This is a genomic window from Paenibacillus sp. cl6col (assembly GCF_900102125.1).
GTDB lineage: Bacteria > Bacillota > Bacilli > Paenibacillales > Paenibacillaceae > Paenibacillus_B > Paenibacillus_B suaedae.
This window is the reverse complement of the sequence record NZ_FNAZ01000012.1, coordinates 45,682-62,175: the sequence shown is the minus strand read 5'-3', so window position 1 is coordinate 62,175 and position 16,494 is coordinate 45,682. Positions and strand designations below refer to the sequence as shown.

The window sequence follows — 16,494 nt, the reverse complement described above, 5'->3', positions numbered from 1 at the left end:
GCGATTATACTTTCTTGAGACTCATCTCACGCAGTTTAATTATAAGGCTATAGACTCATTTTTTTTGAGTTGAATATAGGAAAAGGAGGCCGACCCGATGGCGGGCACATGGTTGAAGCTGAAAATCGGTCAGAGGCTCGAGTCCCTGCGCCGATATGTCTCGCCGGCACTGCTTGCTGCCGCGGGAGTATTCATCATTACTTGTATTGCATTATTTGTTCCCCCTTATATCGGAATGGCAGATAACGGCGACTATTTCCGAATTCTCTACAGCAATGGCCTGTACTTCAACGCACCCGATTACTACAGTCAGTATTTTGGATATTTTATTAAGGAATATGGAATATTCCAATACTACAACGAGAATGCGGCAACCTTATTCTCTTCCCAGTCCATATTTATCAAAGCGGCTATTTGGCTCAATCAATTATTTAATCCAGATGTATTCGATATCCGCTTCCAAGCTGCCATATTCGTGGTGCTGTATATCGTTGCCGTATATTTGCTCGTGGAGAGCTTAACGTGGAAGGTTCCTTCCAAGTACGCATACCCGATTTCGATAATCGCGATATTTCTATTCGGTGATACCGCATATACCGCTTACTTTAACTCCTTCTTTGGGGAGAGCATCGTGTTTATTATGCTGATCTTTGTGTTCGCCTCAGGGCTGCTCATCTATCGCAATCGATACAATGACTATGTCATGATGGGTGTGCTGTTGGCCAGCGGACTGCTGTTGACGACAAGTAAACAACAGAATGCGCCTCTCGGCATCATTCTCGGCATATTTGGCATCTTCCTCATCTTTATTCGGAAAGGAAGAACATTCCGGGTATTGATGTCTTCAACGCTCGTGCTTTTGCTTCTGGCTGGTATTGGCACCTACACGCTTATACCGAAGGAGTTCGTGAACATCAACCAATATCATGCGATGACGCGGGGGATATTGATGGGATCCGATGATCCGGAATCTACATTGGAACAATTCAATATGGACAAGCAGTACGCCATACTGAACAAAAGTATTTATTACGAGCTGTACACAACAGTAGATGTAGATTCTGAAATTCTAGAAAATCAGTTCTACAACAAATACGGATTTGTATCGATTCTTGGCTATTATGTAACTCATCCTTCTAAAGCTATCGACATGCTGGATTTGGCGGCCAAGAGCGCATTCAAAATTCGTCCTCCGGCAATGGGGAATTATGAAATATCGGTTGGAAAGCCATTCCGTGCGCAGACGACGTTTTTCTCCGGCTACAGTATCCTGAAGGCAAAAATGGCACCGAAAACATTCGGCTTTGTGATTTTGTGGATTGTGCTTATTGCCGGATTGTACATGCCTTCCTTTGTTGCGGCTGCAAGGGCCAAGCAAATACGGCGCATGATCCGATTCTCCTTTATCTTTATCATGATTTTGATGGGATTGTCGGGAATTGCGGTGTCCATTATTGGTGCGGGGGATGCCGATTTGGCGAAGCATGAATTTGTGTTTACGGCGGTGTTCGACCTTGTCACGTTTGTAACGGTGTCTGACGCCATACGCAGACGCTTATGGAGCAGGCAGGATGAAGATTCTGCACTGCTTACTTCTGATACCGGCACTCATGCACATGAGGGGGCCAAGGTGGTGATGTAACGTGATCCAAAGGAAATTATTTGTATACATGCTTGCATTGCTGCTACTGCTTGGGTGTGGGATGCCTATGACCATTCACGCAGCAGAGCAAGCGGCCTCTAAGGTGCTGCTTATCTACGATAGCTTGGACAAAGGGACAACGAGAGAGGGAAATGTCGAGGCAATGCAGCGCCTGCTGGCATCCTATGGCGTGCAGGTTACGCTCGTTCGTTCTGACCATTATCAGCGGGGGCAGATGGACGCTTATGCGAAGGTGATAGGGATTCACAATCTGACTGATCTGAATGAATCGAATCAGGATTTTCTTCAGGATGTCGAACAGTATCGAGGGGACTACTTGCACATTGGTACGAGAGTCCCTGCAGCGGTGACCGCAAGCTTAGAGCTTCGCGTTCACAGTGGAGTGCCTGGCCCAATTCGAATCGCTATTAATCGCCTGGTTCAAGATGCAATTCGTACCGAGCAAGTGACCATTATCGAGCATGCAGCGGGTACTCATTACGGGAGCCTGAGCCCAGCAGGCGCTCCGTCCGAGTTCCCTTATGGAGTGCGAAACGGCCGCTACGGTTATGCAGCTTATTTCGAGCGGGGCAATATCAGTGAACTGGCAATGTCGCATTTGTTGAAGGACTGGCTGGGCAATGCAGAAGAGGCGCGCAGCTACGTTATTTTCAAGGAAGTATATCCGTTCTCCGACCTGCAGCTGCTGGAGCGGCTTGCCGACCGGATGTACGAGGCGGGAATTCCGTTCATCGCAAGTGTGCAGCCGGTATTCATGAATACCGATTATCCGGCAATGAAGCGATATATGGAAACACTGAAATATGTTCAATCCCGCAATGGAAGCATTATTGCAAATGCTCCAGTCGTAGCCTCAACGGTCAATCTAAGCGATACGACATTAAAGGGGAAGATGGAAGGGTTCATTGACGTGCTTGCAGACTATGGGATTGCACCATTGGGACTTGGAGCGGACTTCTATTGGACCTATGACCAAAGATATGCGGAAGAGGGCATGAGCTTTACGGACTCGGTCGTGTTGTTTCCAAATAAGACGTTGAAGTACAGAATTCAGACGAATGAGTCCAAGGCATTCCCGTTCTCCGCATTCAGCATGCAGCCTGGATTTTTAGAGCAATTCGGTCATTCCGGAACTTTCATGCCTGCAATGCCTATGAATACCGCATTAACCTTTGACTTTCCCGATACAGAAGAGAAGCTGGACGACATCATAGAGCAATTGCAGAGCAGCTGGATAACATTTTCTGATTATAAACACGCCTCCCATACCGTTCGTACCCCCAACAGCATCATTATGTCTCGGAGCGGTAGTGTGACCATTAACGGACAGGGTGTAAACTTGGATGTCGTGATCAAGAAGGTAAGCTCGGATTATGTATATAAGGAAAAAGAAGTGAAGAGCTTCGAGACGTTGTTCAATGTACAGAACAAAATTTTTATTGTCATTATCGTACTGACGCTTATTGCATTCACAGGGTTTCTCATCGTGGGTAAACGACTGTACAAGCGCAAATATTACAAATAAGGAGATAGCCATGACGACTGCAGATATTTTAATGCTCATAGCGGTTATCTGTATTTGGTCGCTCTTGCTCGTCAACGTCGTCCTGATCATTGCAGGATACTTGTACTACATCAAGATCGAGAACGAGGAAGTGCCGGAAATTAAGGGCGAGGCGCCATTCGTCTCCATCATGGTGCCCGCCCATAATGAAGGGAAGGTCATCACGAAGACGGTGGAGTCGCTATTGGCGCTGGATTATCCTCATGATCGATACGAGATTATCGTTATCAATGATAATTCATCGGATAACAGCAGCGAGCTGCTGGGCAATTTGCAGCGCAAGCATGACGGCCGCAATCTGATTATCATCAACACGGATGCGGTGACAGGTGGGAAAGGCAAATCTAACGCGCTTAATATCGGATTCAAGCAGAGCCGAGGCGAATTGATTGCCATCTACGATGCAGACAATACGCCAGAGAAGACGGCTCTACGCTATCTGGTAGCAGAGATTACGAACGACGATACACTCGGTGCGGTTATCGGCAAGTTCCGTACCCGCAACCGCAACACGAACCTGCTTACGCGCTTTATTAACATCGAGACGCTGTCATTCCAATGGATGGCTCAGGCAGGACGATGGAAGCTATTCAAGCTGTGCACGATTCCGGGGACGAACTTCATTATGCGGCGGAGTATCGTGGAGAGCATAGGCGGCTGGGACGTGAAGGCGATTGCGGAGGATACGGAAATTAGCTTTCGCATTTACATGATGGGTTATCGAATTAAGTTCCAGCCGAAATCTGTAACATGGGAGCAAGAGCCGCAGACGGTAAAGGTATGGTTCAAGCAGCGAACACGCTGGGCGAAGGGGAATATTTACGTCATCATCAAAAACATCCCGCTGCTTTTTGACCGCAAGGCAAGAAATATCCGTTTTGATATCCTATATTTTTTATCGATTTACTTTTTGCTGCTTACCTCATTGGTCATGTCCGACATCTTGCTCATCTTACATGCTTTAGGCTACGTACATACGACGATAGCTGGCTTCAGTTCCTTCTTATGGCTGCTGGCCATCACGCTGTTCATCTTAGGTACCTATATTACGTTGATCACGGAAAAAGGGGAGATGGTGCTCTCCAATCTGTGGATCATTATGCTGATGTATGTATCGTATTGCCAGATGTGGATGGTCGTAGCCGCTTATGGGCTCTATAACTATGTGAAGGATTTATTATTCAAGCGAGAAGTCAAGTGGTACAAAACAGAACGCTTTTAGAAGGTCGATTTTGATCACGCAGTATCTCAGGAAGTAACTCGGCATCGAATCTTGCATTCACTCTCGAAGTCCGCTGCTCATGTAGTTCGCCCTACATTCCGCTGCTCCTTACAAGTTTTGCAAAGCAAAACTCTCTTCGGAAGCATCGGCTTCGAGTTCAAGCAACCTTCTCGGTGCTGAAAATCGACCATTTTGATCACGCAGTATTTCGACCATTTGATCAGGCATTTATATAGGAACTCGTTCGATTACGGAATACTCATTTATAAGAAAAGACAGGAGAGAAGCTTGTGAATAAACGGTGGATCGTAGTCGGCATGACTTGCTTGTCCTTGTTATTCGGACAGCTTGGACAGGCCTCGGCAGCTGTGGCTCCCGCATTGGGCTCTGCTCAACTGAGTACGTATGAAGAGACATTTTCAAGTGCGGACACATCTTTGTCCGGGATTATGTCCTCCAGACAGTTCAACTTCCAGACTGAGGAGTATTGGAAGGTTGATGAAGTTAAGATTCATGTAGATTATAAGGCGTCGCCTTTGACGAAAAGAGAACGGTCAAGCGTGACGCTGTCATTGAACGGGAAAAAGTTTCATTCCTTTCGTCCTGACGTCAGCAATGATCCAAAGCGTCGCCTTACGGTATCCGTTCCGAAGGAACTGCTGGTGAAAGGGAATAACACGCTGACGATCGAAGGTTATATTGTCACTACGGATGCAAATCAAATTTGTATGCCGTCGGAGAAGCGTGACAACTGGCTGCAGCTGTTTGCGACGTCAGGCGCCTCCATTCGATATACGAGTGAGGCGATTAAGCCGAGCATTCGCGATTTTAACCGTCATTTTATAGGCATGGATACGGTTAGTGATGAACGTAACGCGATAGCGATCCCGAAGAATAGCAAGCCAGCTGAACTGGAGGCTGCCGTATATGCATTATCAGGATTCGCGAAGCAAAATCGACTGAAGCAAAAACAAATTCCGATGTATGCATTCGATGCTGATGCCTTGAAGGGGAAAACAGCAGTTGTGGCTGTGGCATTGTACGATCAACTGCCGGAGGCTTGGAAGAGTGAGCTGGGCAATGTAGATGTCGCGCAAGCTGCGGTGATCCGCGTGATTCGGACGGGTACACAGCCTACTCTTGTCGTTACTTCTCAGGATCCTGCCATGCTGGTGAAGGCAGGACGATTGCTGGCAAATCAAGAGCTGGTCAAGCAGTTGGACGGGGATACGAAAATGGTATCGGGCGATACGGATGTTACGACACCTGAAGTCACCATTAGCAGGGACATGAAGCTTACGGACAATGGCGATAAGCTGAAAGGCTGGATGCATCAAGAGAAATCATACTTCATATCGCTTCCGGCCAACCGCACGATTGCCGAGGCGAGTAAAATCCACCTGGACATGCGGTATGCGACCAATCTTGATTTTGATCGCTCCATGGTTACGGTGCTCATTAACAACACGCCAATCGGCAGCAAGAAGCTGAATATGGATTTAGCCAACAAGGATACATTAACCCTGCCGATTCCGAAAAATTTAGATGTAACGGGTAACTTTACAGTCACGGTTGCATTTGATTTGGAGCTTCGGAATGTTGTGTGCATGGAGCCGCAGGATGAGATGCCCTGGGCATTCATTACGAAGGATTCGGTACTGCAGCTGAAAACGAAAGATAAGACAGAGCTGCTGTTCGACAGCTATCCGAACCCATTCCTTCGTGACGGCAGCTTCAATCAAGTTGCGGTTGTGATGCCGAAAAATCCAGATATGTATACGTATCAGTCGCTGGCGAATGTGTTCAATCTTCTTGGCCAATATGCGGAGGGCAATGCAGGCGAAGTCCGGTTCTTTGAGGATAGCGCAGCTGCTTCTGACTTGAAGGCTCATAACGTGATCGCAATTGGCAGCTATAACAATAATAAAGTCATTCGGGATAATAATGATAAATTGTATTTTAAATATGGAGCAAACGGAGAAGGGTTTACCTCCAATGAAAAGATGAGCGTGGACGCGGATTACGGCAAGCGTTTAGGTACGCTTCAGATCATCGAATCTCCGTTTGAAGCAGGCCGAGGCTTGCTTGCTATTAGTGGACCGAGCACCGAATATGATTATTTGGCCTCCAAACTGCTCGCCAGTGATAATGCGAAGTGGAGAATATATGGAGATGGCGTAGCCACGAACAAGGACGGCGACATCCACGCCTTCCGCTTCAAGAAGCAGGCGGAACAGCAATCTTCCTCGATTGTGGAGCAGGTTCTGCAGCGTGGGGACGTTCTGGGCTTCATGGTGGCCGCAATGCTTATCGGCTTGCTCGTGCTCGTATCCCTCATTTTCATGATTCGCAAATACCGCAAGAAACGGGGGGCTGGCGATGAAACGGAATCAAAGTAGTCTCCTGTCGGACGGCGCCTTCTTGCTATGGTTTTTGCTGAGCTTCGTATGCATTGCATTTACGGTGGGTGAGCCGAATCGCTACATCCTGAACATAATTTTGCTGAATGTGGCCTTTCTTATCGCGATCGTTACGTACTTTACGAGTGTGACAACGGGGTTAGTTCTGAATATTGTGTTCCTGTTCGGATACGGGACGTTTACGTTGTATCAGACTGTCGTGGAAGGTGGGGTCGTTGGGGCTCATAATTATTTCTGGCTTATCATGACGCCAGCCTTTACCGTAGTTAGTGCCATGCTTACACTCGGCAATCGAAGATTGCAGACGGAGAACGAACAGCTGAAACGGATAAATGCATCTCTGGCGACGATGGACGAAAGCACGGACTTGAAAAATAGCCGCTCGTTCCAAAAAGATGCCAAGGTATTTATGGCTCTCTCTACGCGTTATCATATTCCGCTGACGCTGCTTGTCGTGCAAGTGAGATATTGGGACGAGCTGAAGCGAATGGTAAGCGAGGAGCAAATGTCGGAAATGATCTATGGTGTGTCCAAGCTTAGTGAGACAAGCATACGTATGAATGACTCGCTATACATGCTGAATACGGATAATCCGACATGGGGCCTGCTGTTGTTTACCGACCGTGACGGCGCCAATGTGGTCATCGAGCGGTTGAAGGAGAAAGTTGCCTCCTTCAATGACGTAGAATTGGCTGGCAAATACAAGATCGAGCTGAATCTTACCGTGGGAGCCTTGGAATATTCTCCTGAGACGGTATCCACGCCGCTGGAATTCATAACGCAAGCAAGAAAGCAGATGGAGTACGATGTATAAAGGGATCAGAAAGCCATAGGGGCATCCGGCCTTGGATCAAATCCATCCACCGTAGTCAGGTGGATGGATTTTTTATTATTCTCCGTTCTGTCCCTCGTTGTCAGTGTTTCTAGCCCATTCATCTATCCATTGAATGGCAGCCATCCGCTCGTTCCAGGTTCGCGTCAATATGCGCTGCAAAAGAATTGAACGGCTTGCCGATACTGTCCTTGCTGCGATCCATGCTTCAAGCGGGCAACGGTATAGGGCGCTCAGTAACAATCGTTCAGGTGGTGTCCAAGGCTTCACTTGCCCATATCCCTGCAATAGGGCCTCTATGTGGGCAAGGTTGAAATGAGTGGTGTTGAACAATGTTTTCGTAATCTCATAATAAGCAGAATCGATTCTTACTTGATCCCAGTCGATGAGATAAAGTCCGTTCGGGCTCATGATGACATTCGGAGAAGTGATATCACCATGAATTAGTGTGGGTCGATAGGTCTCCTCATTTAAGAGCTGTTGTATTTCCATGTTGTTGATGATGCCTTGTGCTTCTGCAGCAAGCTCTGTACATTGCGTGCCGTATGTCCTGAACCAAGATGCCCTTCTTCCGCTTCTGCGCAGTACCGGAAGCTGGCGGCGAAATGCAGCGTCTTGCTGGAATAGATGCTGTACTACCTTATGCGTAACGAGAGGTGTTGGAGGGAGAATTCCTTGGCAGCAAGTATGAAGTACAGCTAAGGCCCTGCCCAACTGCTCGAAGTCCTGAGCATGCTGTGGTCGATTCCCCTCTACCCATTCCATCATGTAGTACGGCCTGCCACGGCGGCTCACCCACATTCTCCCGGTCGATGTGGACAGCCAACGGGGGAGATGAGGATAGCTCTGTTCCTGAAGCATCTTCACATAAGCCGAAATTCGGATCATTTGCTGCTTCGTCGTCAGCTTGGTTATCACCTTGGATTTATAAAAGGGTTTAATGGCGAATATCCCTTCCTCTGTAGAAGCCCGGTATGCTGCCGTGGATTTATACAGGGAACGATATGATTTAACTTTCCTTAGATGCAACCCATATTGCCTCGTAATCGTATGAAATTGAAACTTAGATAACCGACGAGCCACTTCTTCGATGTCCCCCTGTCCTTATACATTTCACGCAAGGAATGTCTATCGTCAGTGTATTCGAGGAACTAGAAGTGGACATAGGCGAGTGCGCCTTTCGATTGGGGCTCTCTTGAAGATTGTTCAGTAAATGTTCAGCAAGCTGGAATATAATGTTGGATAATGAGATTCCGAGGTGGAGTATGGAGACACGAAAAGGCAGAATGTTGTTGACTGCAGTGACTTTGCTAGCGGCTTTGCCGCTGCATATGTATTTGTCGCTAAATGGTCTAAATCATTATTTGGTCGTGGTCATGTCAGCTTTGGCCCTGTTATTCTCGTGGCAAGTTGGCAAGTACATCGATCGATTACGATACGAACGTGATACGGATCCGTTAACGAGGACGCACACCCGCCCGGCAGCATTGCGCCTGTTCCGTGCAATGTCCAAGAAATCAATCAAAGCCAATCACAAAGTGGCTGTCTATTTCATCGACATCGATAACTTTAAGACGATTAACGATAGTTATGGTCATCATGTCGGTGACACGATGCTGAAGAAGGTAAGCAGTCAGCTGCTGCAAATGAAAATTCCCGGCAAGCGGGTTGCGCGCTGGGGCGGAGATGAGTTCGTTATTATGGTTCCTTGTGCGGATGATAAGGAAGTGCATATTGTTCAGCATACCTTGCTATCCCACATTCAGCTTCCGACGAGTTACCAGCAGACACCGTTGTCTATCTCCATAGGCTGCTCAACATTCCCAAGTCAAGGCATAAGTCTGAATGAACTGGTGGACATTGCGGATCAGCAGATGCTATGGAATAAGCGCCAGAGCAAGTCGGATGCCCATCGGAAGCGAACTGCGACTCTATCAAATGGACATTGCGAAGAGGCGTCATCACGCCGATGTGTAATGGAAAAATAGTGAAACAACAGACGGTGTTCCTCGTATTGTCTTCTACACGACATCGACCTCGCTTGGTGGACAAGCATGTTTGCAAGCGATACGGAGCAATGGAGGGGCAATCAGTTGGAGAAGACAAAACTAGTCCGTATCTTTGATAAACAAGCTGCTCAATACGATAAGCGCCGCGAAGATCCGAAGCAGCGAAAATGGAGAGAGAAACTAATCGGCAGCGCAGCAGGGGACGTGCTTGAAATTGCAGTTGGAGCAGGAGCCAACTTTCCATACTACCCTTCAGGTGTGAGTATTACCGCTACTGACTTCAGTGAGGGTATGCTGGATAAGGCGAGGAAGGCGGCGGAACATTACCGGTTGAATGTCAATTTCATATGCTCGGATACGGAAGAATTGAATTTCCCTGAGCAATCTTTCGATACGGTTATCTCCACGCTATCCATGTGCAGCTACCAGAATCCGATGATGGTGCTGCGCAACATGCGTCGCTGGTGCAAACCCGACGGCAAGCTGCTGCTAATGGAGCATGGGATCAGCTCGAAGGCGGCTGTATCTGCGGTGCAGAAGACGCTCAATCCACTGCTATATCGCTTTACGGGCTGCCATCATACACGCAGCATCATGGATATGATTCGCGGCGCGGACATCAAGATTGAACGGGAAGAGAGTTACTGGCTCGATATGTTGCACGTTGTGTGGGCGAGACCGTAGCAGCATCGAGGGGTGGTCTTGATTCGTGATACTTCTTAACCTTAAAATAGAGACAGCCTGTTATCCTTAAAGGGATCAGGCTGTCTTTCTTGTTGATCGGACTGCAAGCTATGCTGTCCATCATTTCAGTATTAATTCAATCATGCCGCAAAGCTTCTACAGGCTTCAAGGAAGCTGCTTTGTTGGCAGGGAATATGCCGAACACGATGCCGATGATCGCGGAGAAAGCAAATGCGTAGATGACGATATCGACTTGGATGGCGGTAGCAACGGACAAGAAATGGGTCATGGCAAAACAGGCGCCATAGGCGAGCCCAATCCCAGTCAATCCGCCCAGTCCACTAAGAACAACCGATTCAATGAGAAATTGCAGTAAAATATCGCGTTTCTTGGCACCGAGCGATTTGCGAATGCCGATTTCCCGCGTACGCTCCGTGACAGATACCAGCATGATATTCATTATCCCAATTCCCCCGATAATGAGGGAGATGCCAGCGACACCTGCCATCATTGTTGACAGCGTCTTCGTGATCGAGCTCATCGTCTCCTTGACATCCTGCTGGTTGAAAATATTGAAGCTGTTCGTATTGCCGCGGAACAGCTTCGTCAGCTTCTCATTCAGCTGGTCGACGACCACGCTCATGCGTTCTTCCTGAGCAACCTTAATGTTGACGGAGCGAACGCCGGCCGATTGAAACATTCGCTGCGCCGTTGTAATAGGGATGAGAACCTTCTCGTCATTCGATCCGCCGAGCGAGCTTCCCTTAGACTCCAGCACGCCCACGACTTTGAATCGAGCGCCATCGAGCAGTATCGTTTGCCCGATGGGATCTGCTCCCTTGAATAATTCATCTGCCGTATCTACGCCAAGCAGGGCCACTCGGGAATAGCCTGTGACGTCAAGCGGCACGATATAGCGTCCGCTCTGATTTTTGAAGTCCTTCACCTGCTCATATTCTGGTGTAATGCCTTCTACAGTCACGGATGCAGATTCGGTCGTCCCGTTCTTGACGGTCGCACTCCCAGATACGATAGGAGCCAAGCCCTCGATATCCGGTATATCATCTGCGAGATGGATGGCATCCTCCAAAGTTAATGTCGTTTGGCTGCCTCGACCCATAATGTTCACGGACAACTGATTCGTTCCCAGGCTTTGCAGGGATTGCTCGACTGCATTGGAAGAGCCTTGGCCCATGGCCATTAAGGAAATAACGGTAGCTACACCAATTAATATCCCCAGCATAGATAGGAAGGTGCGCAGCTTATTGGAACGGATACTGTGCCATGACATTTTGAATCCTTGCGACAGCTTCACGCCCATTCCCCCTTTCTTCGGTCAGGATGCCGTCATTCATGAAGACAACCCTCTTCGCTCGAGCAGCGACCTCCATGTCGTGAGTGATGAGCACGATCGTATGTCCTTCTTGATTGAGCTTATCGATCAGTTCGAGCACCTCGTGTCCCGTCTTCGTATCCAATGCCCCAGTTGGTTCATCTGCAAGCAGGATGGGAGGGTGTGCGGCCAATGCGCGAGCGATGGCTACTCGCTGCTGCTGCCCGCCGGATAGCTCGCTTGGCCGATGCCCAATCCTATCCTCCAAGCCCACCTGCTGCAGTGCCTGCAGTGCTGCTTCCCGTCTCTCTTTATTGCTTAATCCACGGTAGATGAGAGGCAGCTCAACATTTTCAATGGCAGTCAGCTTAGGGAGCAGGTGGAAACTTTGAAAGATAAATCCGATCTTATGATTGCGAATGTCTGCAAGCTTGTTGTCGCTCAGGCGGCTTACTTCTACTCCATCCAGCGTATAACTTCCTTCACTTGGCGTATCCAGACAGCCAATGACGTTCATCAACGTCGACTTCCCTGATCCAGAAGGGCCAATAATGGCTACAAAATCGCCATACTGAATATCGAGATTGACGCCTTGGAGAATATTGACCTCTTCCGATCCCATTCGATATGACTTCTTAACGTTACAAATGGAGATGATGCTTTGATTATTAGACATGTTTGCCATGACATTGGCAGTATTGGCAAGCTGCTTCATTGGCGACCGCCTCTGCTTCCCATCGAGCCGCCCTGGAAGCTCGCTCCCCCAGGGAACCCACCACCGCCAAAGCCCATTCCATTCTGGCGCTGTCTTTGCTCGGTGGTACTGCTACCGCTGCCTGCCTTGCCTTGTGGGGTGGCAATTAAGACAGCATCACCAGCTTGAAGCCCGGATGTGATTTCGGCATAAGTGTCGTTGCTAATCCCAACGACGACTTCCTTAAGTGTGCCGCCCATTGCTTGTCCCATACCCACACGTCCATTGTTTCTTGTATTCCCATTGCCTGCATTCCGCTGATTGATCGCCTTGCTATCTTGCTTATCTGCTCCTTCGGCGTTGTCTTGTCCGCGAGTAGTATCCTTGCCATCGTTCGTCGTGGTGGGGGGACTCTCAGCATCGCTAGGCACACGCACAAAATGCTTGCTGCCCATCGCGATAACAGCGTCGACGGGAACGAGCACGACATCCTTCTTAGACTGGGTAACGATTTCCGCTTGACCGGACATGCCGGCGAGGACGCCATCCGGCTTGGTTAGGCTGATGCCGACCTCATAAGTAGCGACACCATTGTTGCTGTTGCCCTCTTTTCCAATTGAAGTGATTTTTCCAGTAAATTGTTGGTTGGGGAAGGCATTGAGTGTAACTTGCGCTGACTGTCCGGATTGAATCGATGGAATATCGAGCTCGTCAGCTGACATGATAAATTCGAGTTTGGTATAGTCGGCGATGACCGCGACTACGGTATTTTCATTCACATCATTGCCTGTTTCAATCTGGCTCTCCTTAATTGTCCCTGCAGTTGGAGCAACTACATCGTGATTCTCTGCTTCTTCGGCCTGGAGGCTGGCGAGTGTAGATTCATTTTGCTCGATTTCCAAGTCGAGGGATTCCATGTTCACCTGAATGGACTCCCGGTTCTCCTCAGGTGCCTCCTTGTACTGCTTCTGAAGCTGCTGCATTTGCAATTGCTGCTTTTTAAGCGACAACTCCGTTTGCTTGATTCGCTCTGAGTTGTCTGTCTTTTTGAATACAACAAGCGTCTGGCCTTTTTTTACTTGATCACCTACTTTGAAGTTGATTTTGCTGATCGTACCTTTATAGCCAGCCTTGACGTTGTTCACCTCCGACACGCTAACGGCTCCAGATCCGGATACCTTTGTTTCCATGTTCCCCTTACTTGCTTGTACGGTTCTTGTTGGCAAATTAGCAGCTGAAGGCTGTTCTGCCGGCCGCTGGGTCAAATACACAGCGGTGGCTGCACCTGCTACAAGCAGAATCCCTGCCACATACACCCATTTCTTCATCGTCTCTATCCACCTTTACCGGTTCTGTTGGGCATTCAATCGTTGTGCCCGCTGAACTTAGGGTACTTACCATAGATGAATGGTCCATTAAAGCACACTGAGTAAAAACTGAGCATTAGCTGAATAAACGCTGAAAGTGGAATAACAGACTACATTGTGGAGGAAGTGGAGCGGCTAGAAGCTGCCAATAAAGCAGGGGGTAATGTAGTGATGAGCCTCATTTTCATTTTCACAGTGAGATCAGTATAATAGAGCCTATATTTCAATGCAGACATCGAGGGGGCATCATGGCAAAACGAAAGTGGATCATAGGCCTGATCGTCCTTGCAGCTATATTCGGTTATGTGATTGTTCGATTCTTGTCTTCCACACTTGCAATCGAACGTCTAGTTGGGCAGCTGGAGACGGGTACAGACGCAGGGCAGCAGCAATCGCTTAAGCATGTGGTGCTCATTGCCCAAGAGCTGGATAATCCCTTCTGGAGCACGGTGGAGCAGGGGGCGAAGGAAGCAGCTGCACAGCGGGATATGGAAATCGAATATACCGGACCCATACGCATTAACCCGTCGGAGCAGATGAGGTTGCTGGCCAAGGCCATTGCCTCCAAGCCGGATGCCATTTTGACACAGGGAATCAATGAGCCACGATACGATGAACTCGTAGGCAGAGCAATGGATCAAGGCATTCCGGTTATAACGGTGGATTCCGATGCACCGGACAGCAGACGGTTCGCTTATGTCGGAACAGATAATCGGGCGGCTGGTGTACAAATGGGTGAATTGGTCGTTCATGGCTCAGCATACAAAGGGAAAATAGGCATCATCTTAGGCAGCGAACTGGCTGACAATCAACGGAAGCGGCTGGAGGGATTCAGATCCATCATCGATAAGGCTTCAGGCTATGAGATCGTAGACGTGCGTTCATCGAATATATCTCGCATCGAGGCAGCGAAGCAGACGAAGCTTATGCTGAGCGAGCATCCGGATATACGAACGATTATCGGGTTTAGTGCGTGGGATGCCGCAGGGATTGTAGAGGGATTGCAAGCTGCGAATAAGGGGAAGATTAACGTATTTGGCTTCGATGATGTAGAGGCAACTAGGCGTGCGATTGCTCACGGAGACATCGTAGCAACGCTCGTGCAGCAGCCAAGGGAGATTGGCGCCGAAGCAGTATCCATTCTGCAGCAAATTTTTGCGGGCGAGCCGTACGCAGCAACTCAATATACAAGTACTAAGGTTTTGGAACAATGATGAATATACGGAAAAAGCTATTGATTTTCATTCCGGCGCTGCTCGTCTTGAGCAATGGCGTCTCCTTTTTCGTCTTCCAGAGTGGAAGAACCGTACAGCAAAGCTATAATGTCATGCTGGAGCGGGTATTGATGTACAGGCAAATTGCAACCCAAACCGACAGCAATCTGCGTGCCTTGAACATCTATTTGTTAGATCAAAGCGATCGATCGCGCGAAGAGTATCTTCGTGAGGCTCATAGTCTGAAGTTGATGAGAGATCAATTGACGGAGCAAAAAACGAATGCTCCATCCGCCGGAGCGGACGTGCGTAATTATCGCAATCTGCTGAACACGTATATCGAAGAGGAAGCAGGTGTGCTAAAGGCGTGGGGGGAACCGAGCTCTCTGCGTTATGTGCCGCTGTATGAGGAACTGGAAGCGACGGCAGGGTTCATCCGAGAAGAAGGGCATCAATTGATTGATGCGGAGCTTCGTTATTATCAGCCCTTCTACCGGCAGATCTTCACGCACACAGAAGCGATGAATCGATGGGGAATCGGACTTTTTATTATCAATACGCTGCTAAGTATCATGCTTGCCTATTGGCTATCGCTAGGCATTACCGAGCCAATTAAGAAGCTGGTTCATGCAGCGAGAGCAATTTCCCGCGGCAACTTGCAGACGAAGCCTCCACAAGTGGAGGGCAGCAGTGAAATTCGTATGCTGTCTGAAGCGTTCGGGCGCATGCAGGATGATCTTCTGCAGTTGATTGAGAAGGATAAGGCGAACTTGGAGAAGGATCGGCTCGTGAAGGAATTGGAGCTCAAGGCGCTGCAAAATCAAATGAACCCGCACTTTCTGTTCAACTCTCTTAATGTGCTTGCCAAGCTTGCCTTGTTAGAAGGTGCGGAACGAACTAGCGATTTAACTGTGTCGATGTCTAACTTGCTCCGCTATAATCTGCGCAAGCTGGATCAGCCTGTACCGCTCCGAGATGAAGTGGAGCAAGCAAAGGAGTATTTCACGATTCAGCAGGCTAGATTCCGTGATCGAATCCAGTTTGTTACCCACATTGATGAAGCAGCCTTGGACGTGCTCGTTCCTGTGCTTACCCTGCAGCCGATTTTGGAAAATGTATTTGTTCATGGCATTGAAGGCATGGAAATAGGAGCGGTTGTAACCTTGTCCATTGAACGTGTACCGAGCGAGGTGCGAATCTCGATTGCAGACAATGGCAGCGGCATGACGGAAGAGACGCGCAGCGCCCTGCTTCGCATGGATGCAGAACCAGCAGATTCCCGATCAGGGGGACAATCTACAGGACTTGGAACGTACAATGTATTTAGACGATTAGAACTGTACTATGGCAGAACCGATCTGGTGGATATTCAGAGCGAGCCCGGAGGGGGCACAACCGTATTGATTCGAATACCGGACAAGGAGAATCACAAGGGGCAACAGGATATTGGCAGGATAATGAATCCTCGATAATTGGAGGTATCCTTACTAAC

At 48.6% G+C, this 16,494-nt stretch carries 13 protein-coding genes; 9 read left to right on the top strand and 4 right to left on the bottom strand.

Annotated elements, in window-relative coordinates; genetic code table 11:
* The first annotated feature begins 97 nt into the window (after positions 1-97).
* The 5 genes from BLS15_RS24615 to BLS15_RS24595 all read left to right on the top strand — a co-directional run bounded on the left by BLS15_RS24615 (position 98) and on the right by BLS15_RS24595 (position 7,683).
* A complete protein-coding gene (locus BLS15_RS24615) occupies positions 98-1,642 on the top strand; it encodes a glycan biosynthesis hexose transferase WsfD (RefSeq protein WP_021257392.1) in 1,545 nt (514 codons plus the stop codon).
* Position 1,643: 1 nt separating this feature from the next.
* A complete protein-coding gene (locus BLS15_RS24610; RefSeq protein WP_028533306.1) occupies positions 1,644-3,188 on the top strand; it encodes a hypothetical protein in 1,545 nt (514 codons plus the stop codon).
* Positions 3,189-3,198: 10 nt separating this feature from the next.
* Positions 3,199-4,449, top strand: coding sequence for a glycosyltransferase family 2 protein (locus BLS15_RS24605; RefSeq protein ID WP_021257390.1), 1,251 nt, complete (start codon positions 3,199-3,201; stop codon positions 4,447-4,449).
* A gap of 290 nt (positions 4,450-4,739) precedes the next feature.
* Complete coding sequence (locus BLS15_RS24600) at positions 4,740-6,848, top strand: cellulose biosynthesis cyclic di-GMP-binding regulatory protein BcsB (protein WP_021257389.1); 2,109 nt, start codon at positions 4,740-4,742, stop codon at positions 6,846-6,848.
* A complete protein-coding gene (locus BLS15_RS24595; RefSeq protein WP_021257388.1) occupies positions 6,829-7,683 on the top strand; it encodes a diguanylate cyclase domain-containing protein in 855 nt (284 codons plus the stop codon). Before BLS15_RS24600 ends, BLS15_RS24595 begins: the two co-directional genes overlap by 20 nt.
* A 75-nt stretch (positions 7,684-7,758) precedes the next feature.
* Here the strand turns inward: BLS15_RS24595 and BLS15_RS24590 are convergent, their stop codons facing one another.
* Positions 7,759-8,784, bottom strand: a complete 1,026-nt coding sequence (locus BLS15_RS24590) for a phosphotransferase (RefSeq protein WP_021257387.1) — start codon at positions 8,782-8,784, stop codon at positions 7,759-7,761.
* A 182-nt stretch (positions 8,785-8,966) separates the two neighbouring features.
* On the opposite strand from BLS15_RS24590, the gene BLS15_RS24585 reads away from it, so the two are divergent.
* Both BLS15_RS24585 and BLS15_RS24580 read left to right on the top strand, forming a co-directional pair.
* Positions 8,967-9,689: a GGDEF domain-containing protein gene (locus BLS15_RS24585; protein ID WP_021257386.1), complete on the top strand. Its 723-nt coding sequence runs from the start codon at positions 8,967-8,969 to the stop codon at positions 9,687-9,689.
* 66 nt (positions 9,690-9,755) lie between these two features.
* Positions 9,756-10,394, top strand: coding sequence for a class I SAM-dependent methyltransferase (locus tag BLS15_RS24580; RefSeq protein WP_254777405.1), 639 nt, complete (start codon positions 9,756-9,758; stop codon positions 10,392-10,394).
* 136 nt (positions 10,395-10,530) lie between these two features.
* Here the strand turns inward: BLS15_RS24580 and BLS15_RS24575 are convergent, their stop codons facing one another.
* From BLS15_RS24575 to BLS15_RS24565, 3 genes are read right to left on the bottom strand one after another with little or no spacing between them, the layout of a single operon-like run.
* Complete coding sequence (locus BLS15_RS24575) at positions 10,531-11,715, bottom strand: ABC transporter permease (RefSeq protein WP_036592662.1); 1,185 nt, start codon at positions 11,713-11,715, stop codon at positions 10,531-10,533.
* Positions 11,657-12,442 carry an ABC transporter ATP-binding protein gene (locus BLS15_RS24570; RefSeq protein ID WP_269321459.1) on the bottom strand — a complete coding sequence of 262 codons (786 nt, stop codon included), beginning with the start codon at positions 12,440-12,442 and terminating at the stop codon, positions 11,657-11,659. The genes BLS15_RS24575 and BLS15_RS24570 overlap by 59 nt, the downstream gene beginning before the upstream one ends.
* Positions 12,439-13,749 carry an efflux RND transporter periplasmic adaptor subunit gene (locus BLS15_RS24565; protein ID WP_028533311.1) on the bottom strand — a complete coding sequence of 437 codons (1,311 nt, stop codon included), beginning with the start codon at positions 13,747-13,749 and terminating at the stop codon, positions 12,439-12,441. Before BLS15_RS24565 ends, BLS15_RS24570 begins: the two co-directional genes overlap by 4 nt.
* A 287-nt stretch (positions 13,750-14,036) precedes the next feature.
* On the opposite strand from BLS15_RS24565, the gene BLS15_RS24560 reads away from it, so the two are divergent.
* Both BLS15_RS24560 and BLS15_RS24555 read left to right on the top strand, forming a co-directional pair.
* Positions 14,037-15,002 (top strand): substrate-binding domain-containing protein, encoded by a 966-nt coding sequence (locus BLS15_RS24560; RefSeq protein ID WP_021257381.1) that lies wholly within the window; start codon positions 14,037-14,039, stop codon positions 15,000-15,002.
* A complete protein-coding gene (locus BLS15_RS24555; protein WP_231515175.1) occupies positions 14,999-16,474 on the top strand; it encodes a sensor histidine kinase in 1,476 nt (491 codons plus the stop codon). The genes BLS15_RS24560 and BLS15_RS24555 overlap by 4 nt, the downstream gene beginning before the upstream one ends.
* Positions 16,475-16,494 lie beyond the last annotated feature (20 nt).

What these genes read in the sequence shown, in the direction of transcription:
- BLS15_RS24560 (WP_021257381.1), top strand. Translation starts at nt 14,037, where the DNA reads ATGGCAAAACGAAAGTGGATCATAGGCCTGATCGTCCTTGCAGCTATA.
- BLS15_RS24565 (WP_028533311.1), bottom strand. Translation starts at nt 13,749, where the DNA reads ATGAAGAAATGGGTGTATGTGGCAGGGATTCTGCTTGTAGCAGGTGCA.
- BLS15_RS24580 (WP_254777405.1), top strand. Translation starts at nt 9,756, where the DNA reads ATGTTTGCAAGCGATACGGAGCAATGGAGGGGCAATCAGTTGGAGAAG.
- BLS15_RS24595 (WP_021257388.1), top strand. Translation starts at nt 6,829, where the DNA reads ATGAAACGGAATCAAAGTAGTCTCCTGTCGGACGGCGCCTTCTTGCTA.
- BLS15_RS24615 (WP_021257392.1), top strand. Translation starts at nt 98, where the DNA reads ATGGCGGGCACATGGTTGAAGCTGAAAATCGGTCAGAGGCTCGAGTCC.
- BLS15_RS24605 (WP_021257390.1), top strand. Translation starts at nt 3,199, where the DNA reads ATGACGACTGCAGATATTTTAATGCTCATAGCGGTTATCTGTATTTGG.
- BLS15_RS24570 (WP_269321459.1), bottom strand. Translation starts at nt 12,442, where the DNA reads ATGAAGCAGCTTGCCAATACTGCCAATGTCATGGCAAACATGTCTAAT.
- BLS15_RS24575 (WP_036592662.1), bottom strand. Translation starts at nt 11,715, where the DNA reads ATGGGCGTGAAGCTGTCGCAAGGATTCAAAATGTCATGGCACAGTATC.
- BLS15_RS24585 (WP_021257386.1), top strand. Translation starts at nt 8,967, where the DNA reads ATGGAGACACGAAAAGGCAGAATGTTGTTGACTGCAGTGACTTTGCTA.
- BLS15_RS24555 (WP_231515175.1), top strand. Translation starts at nt 14,999, where the DNA reads ATGATGAATATACGGAAAAAGCTATTGATTTTCATTCCGGCGCTGCTC.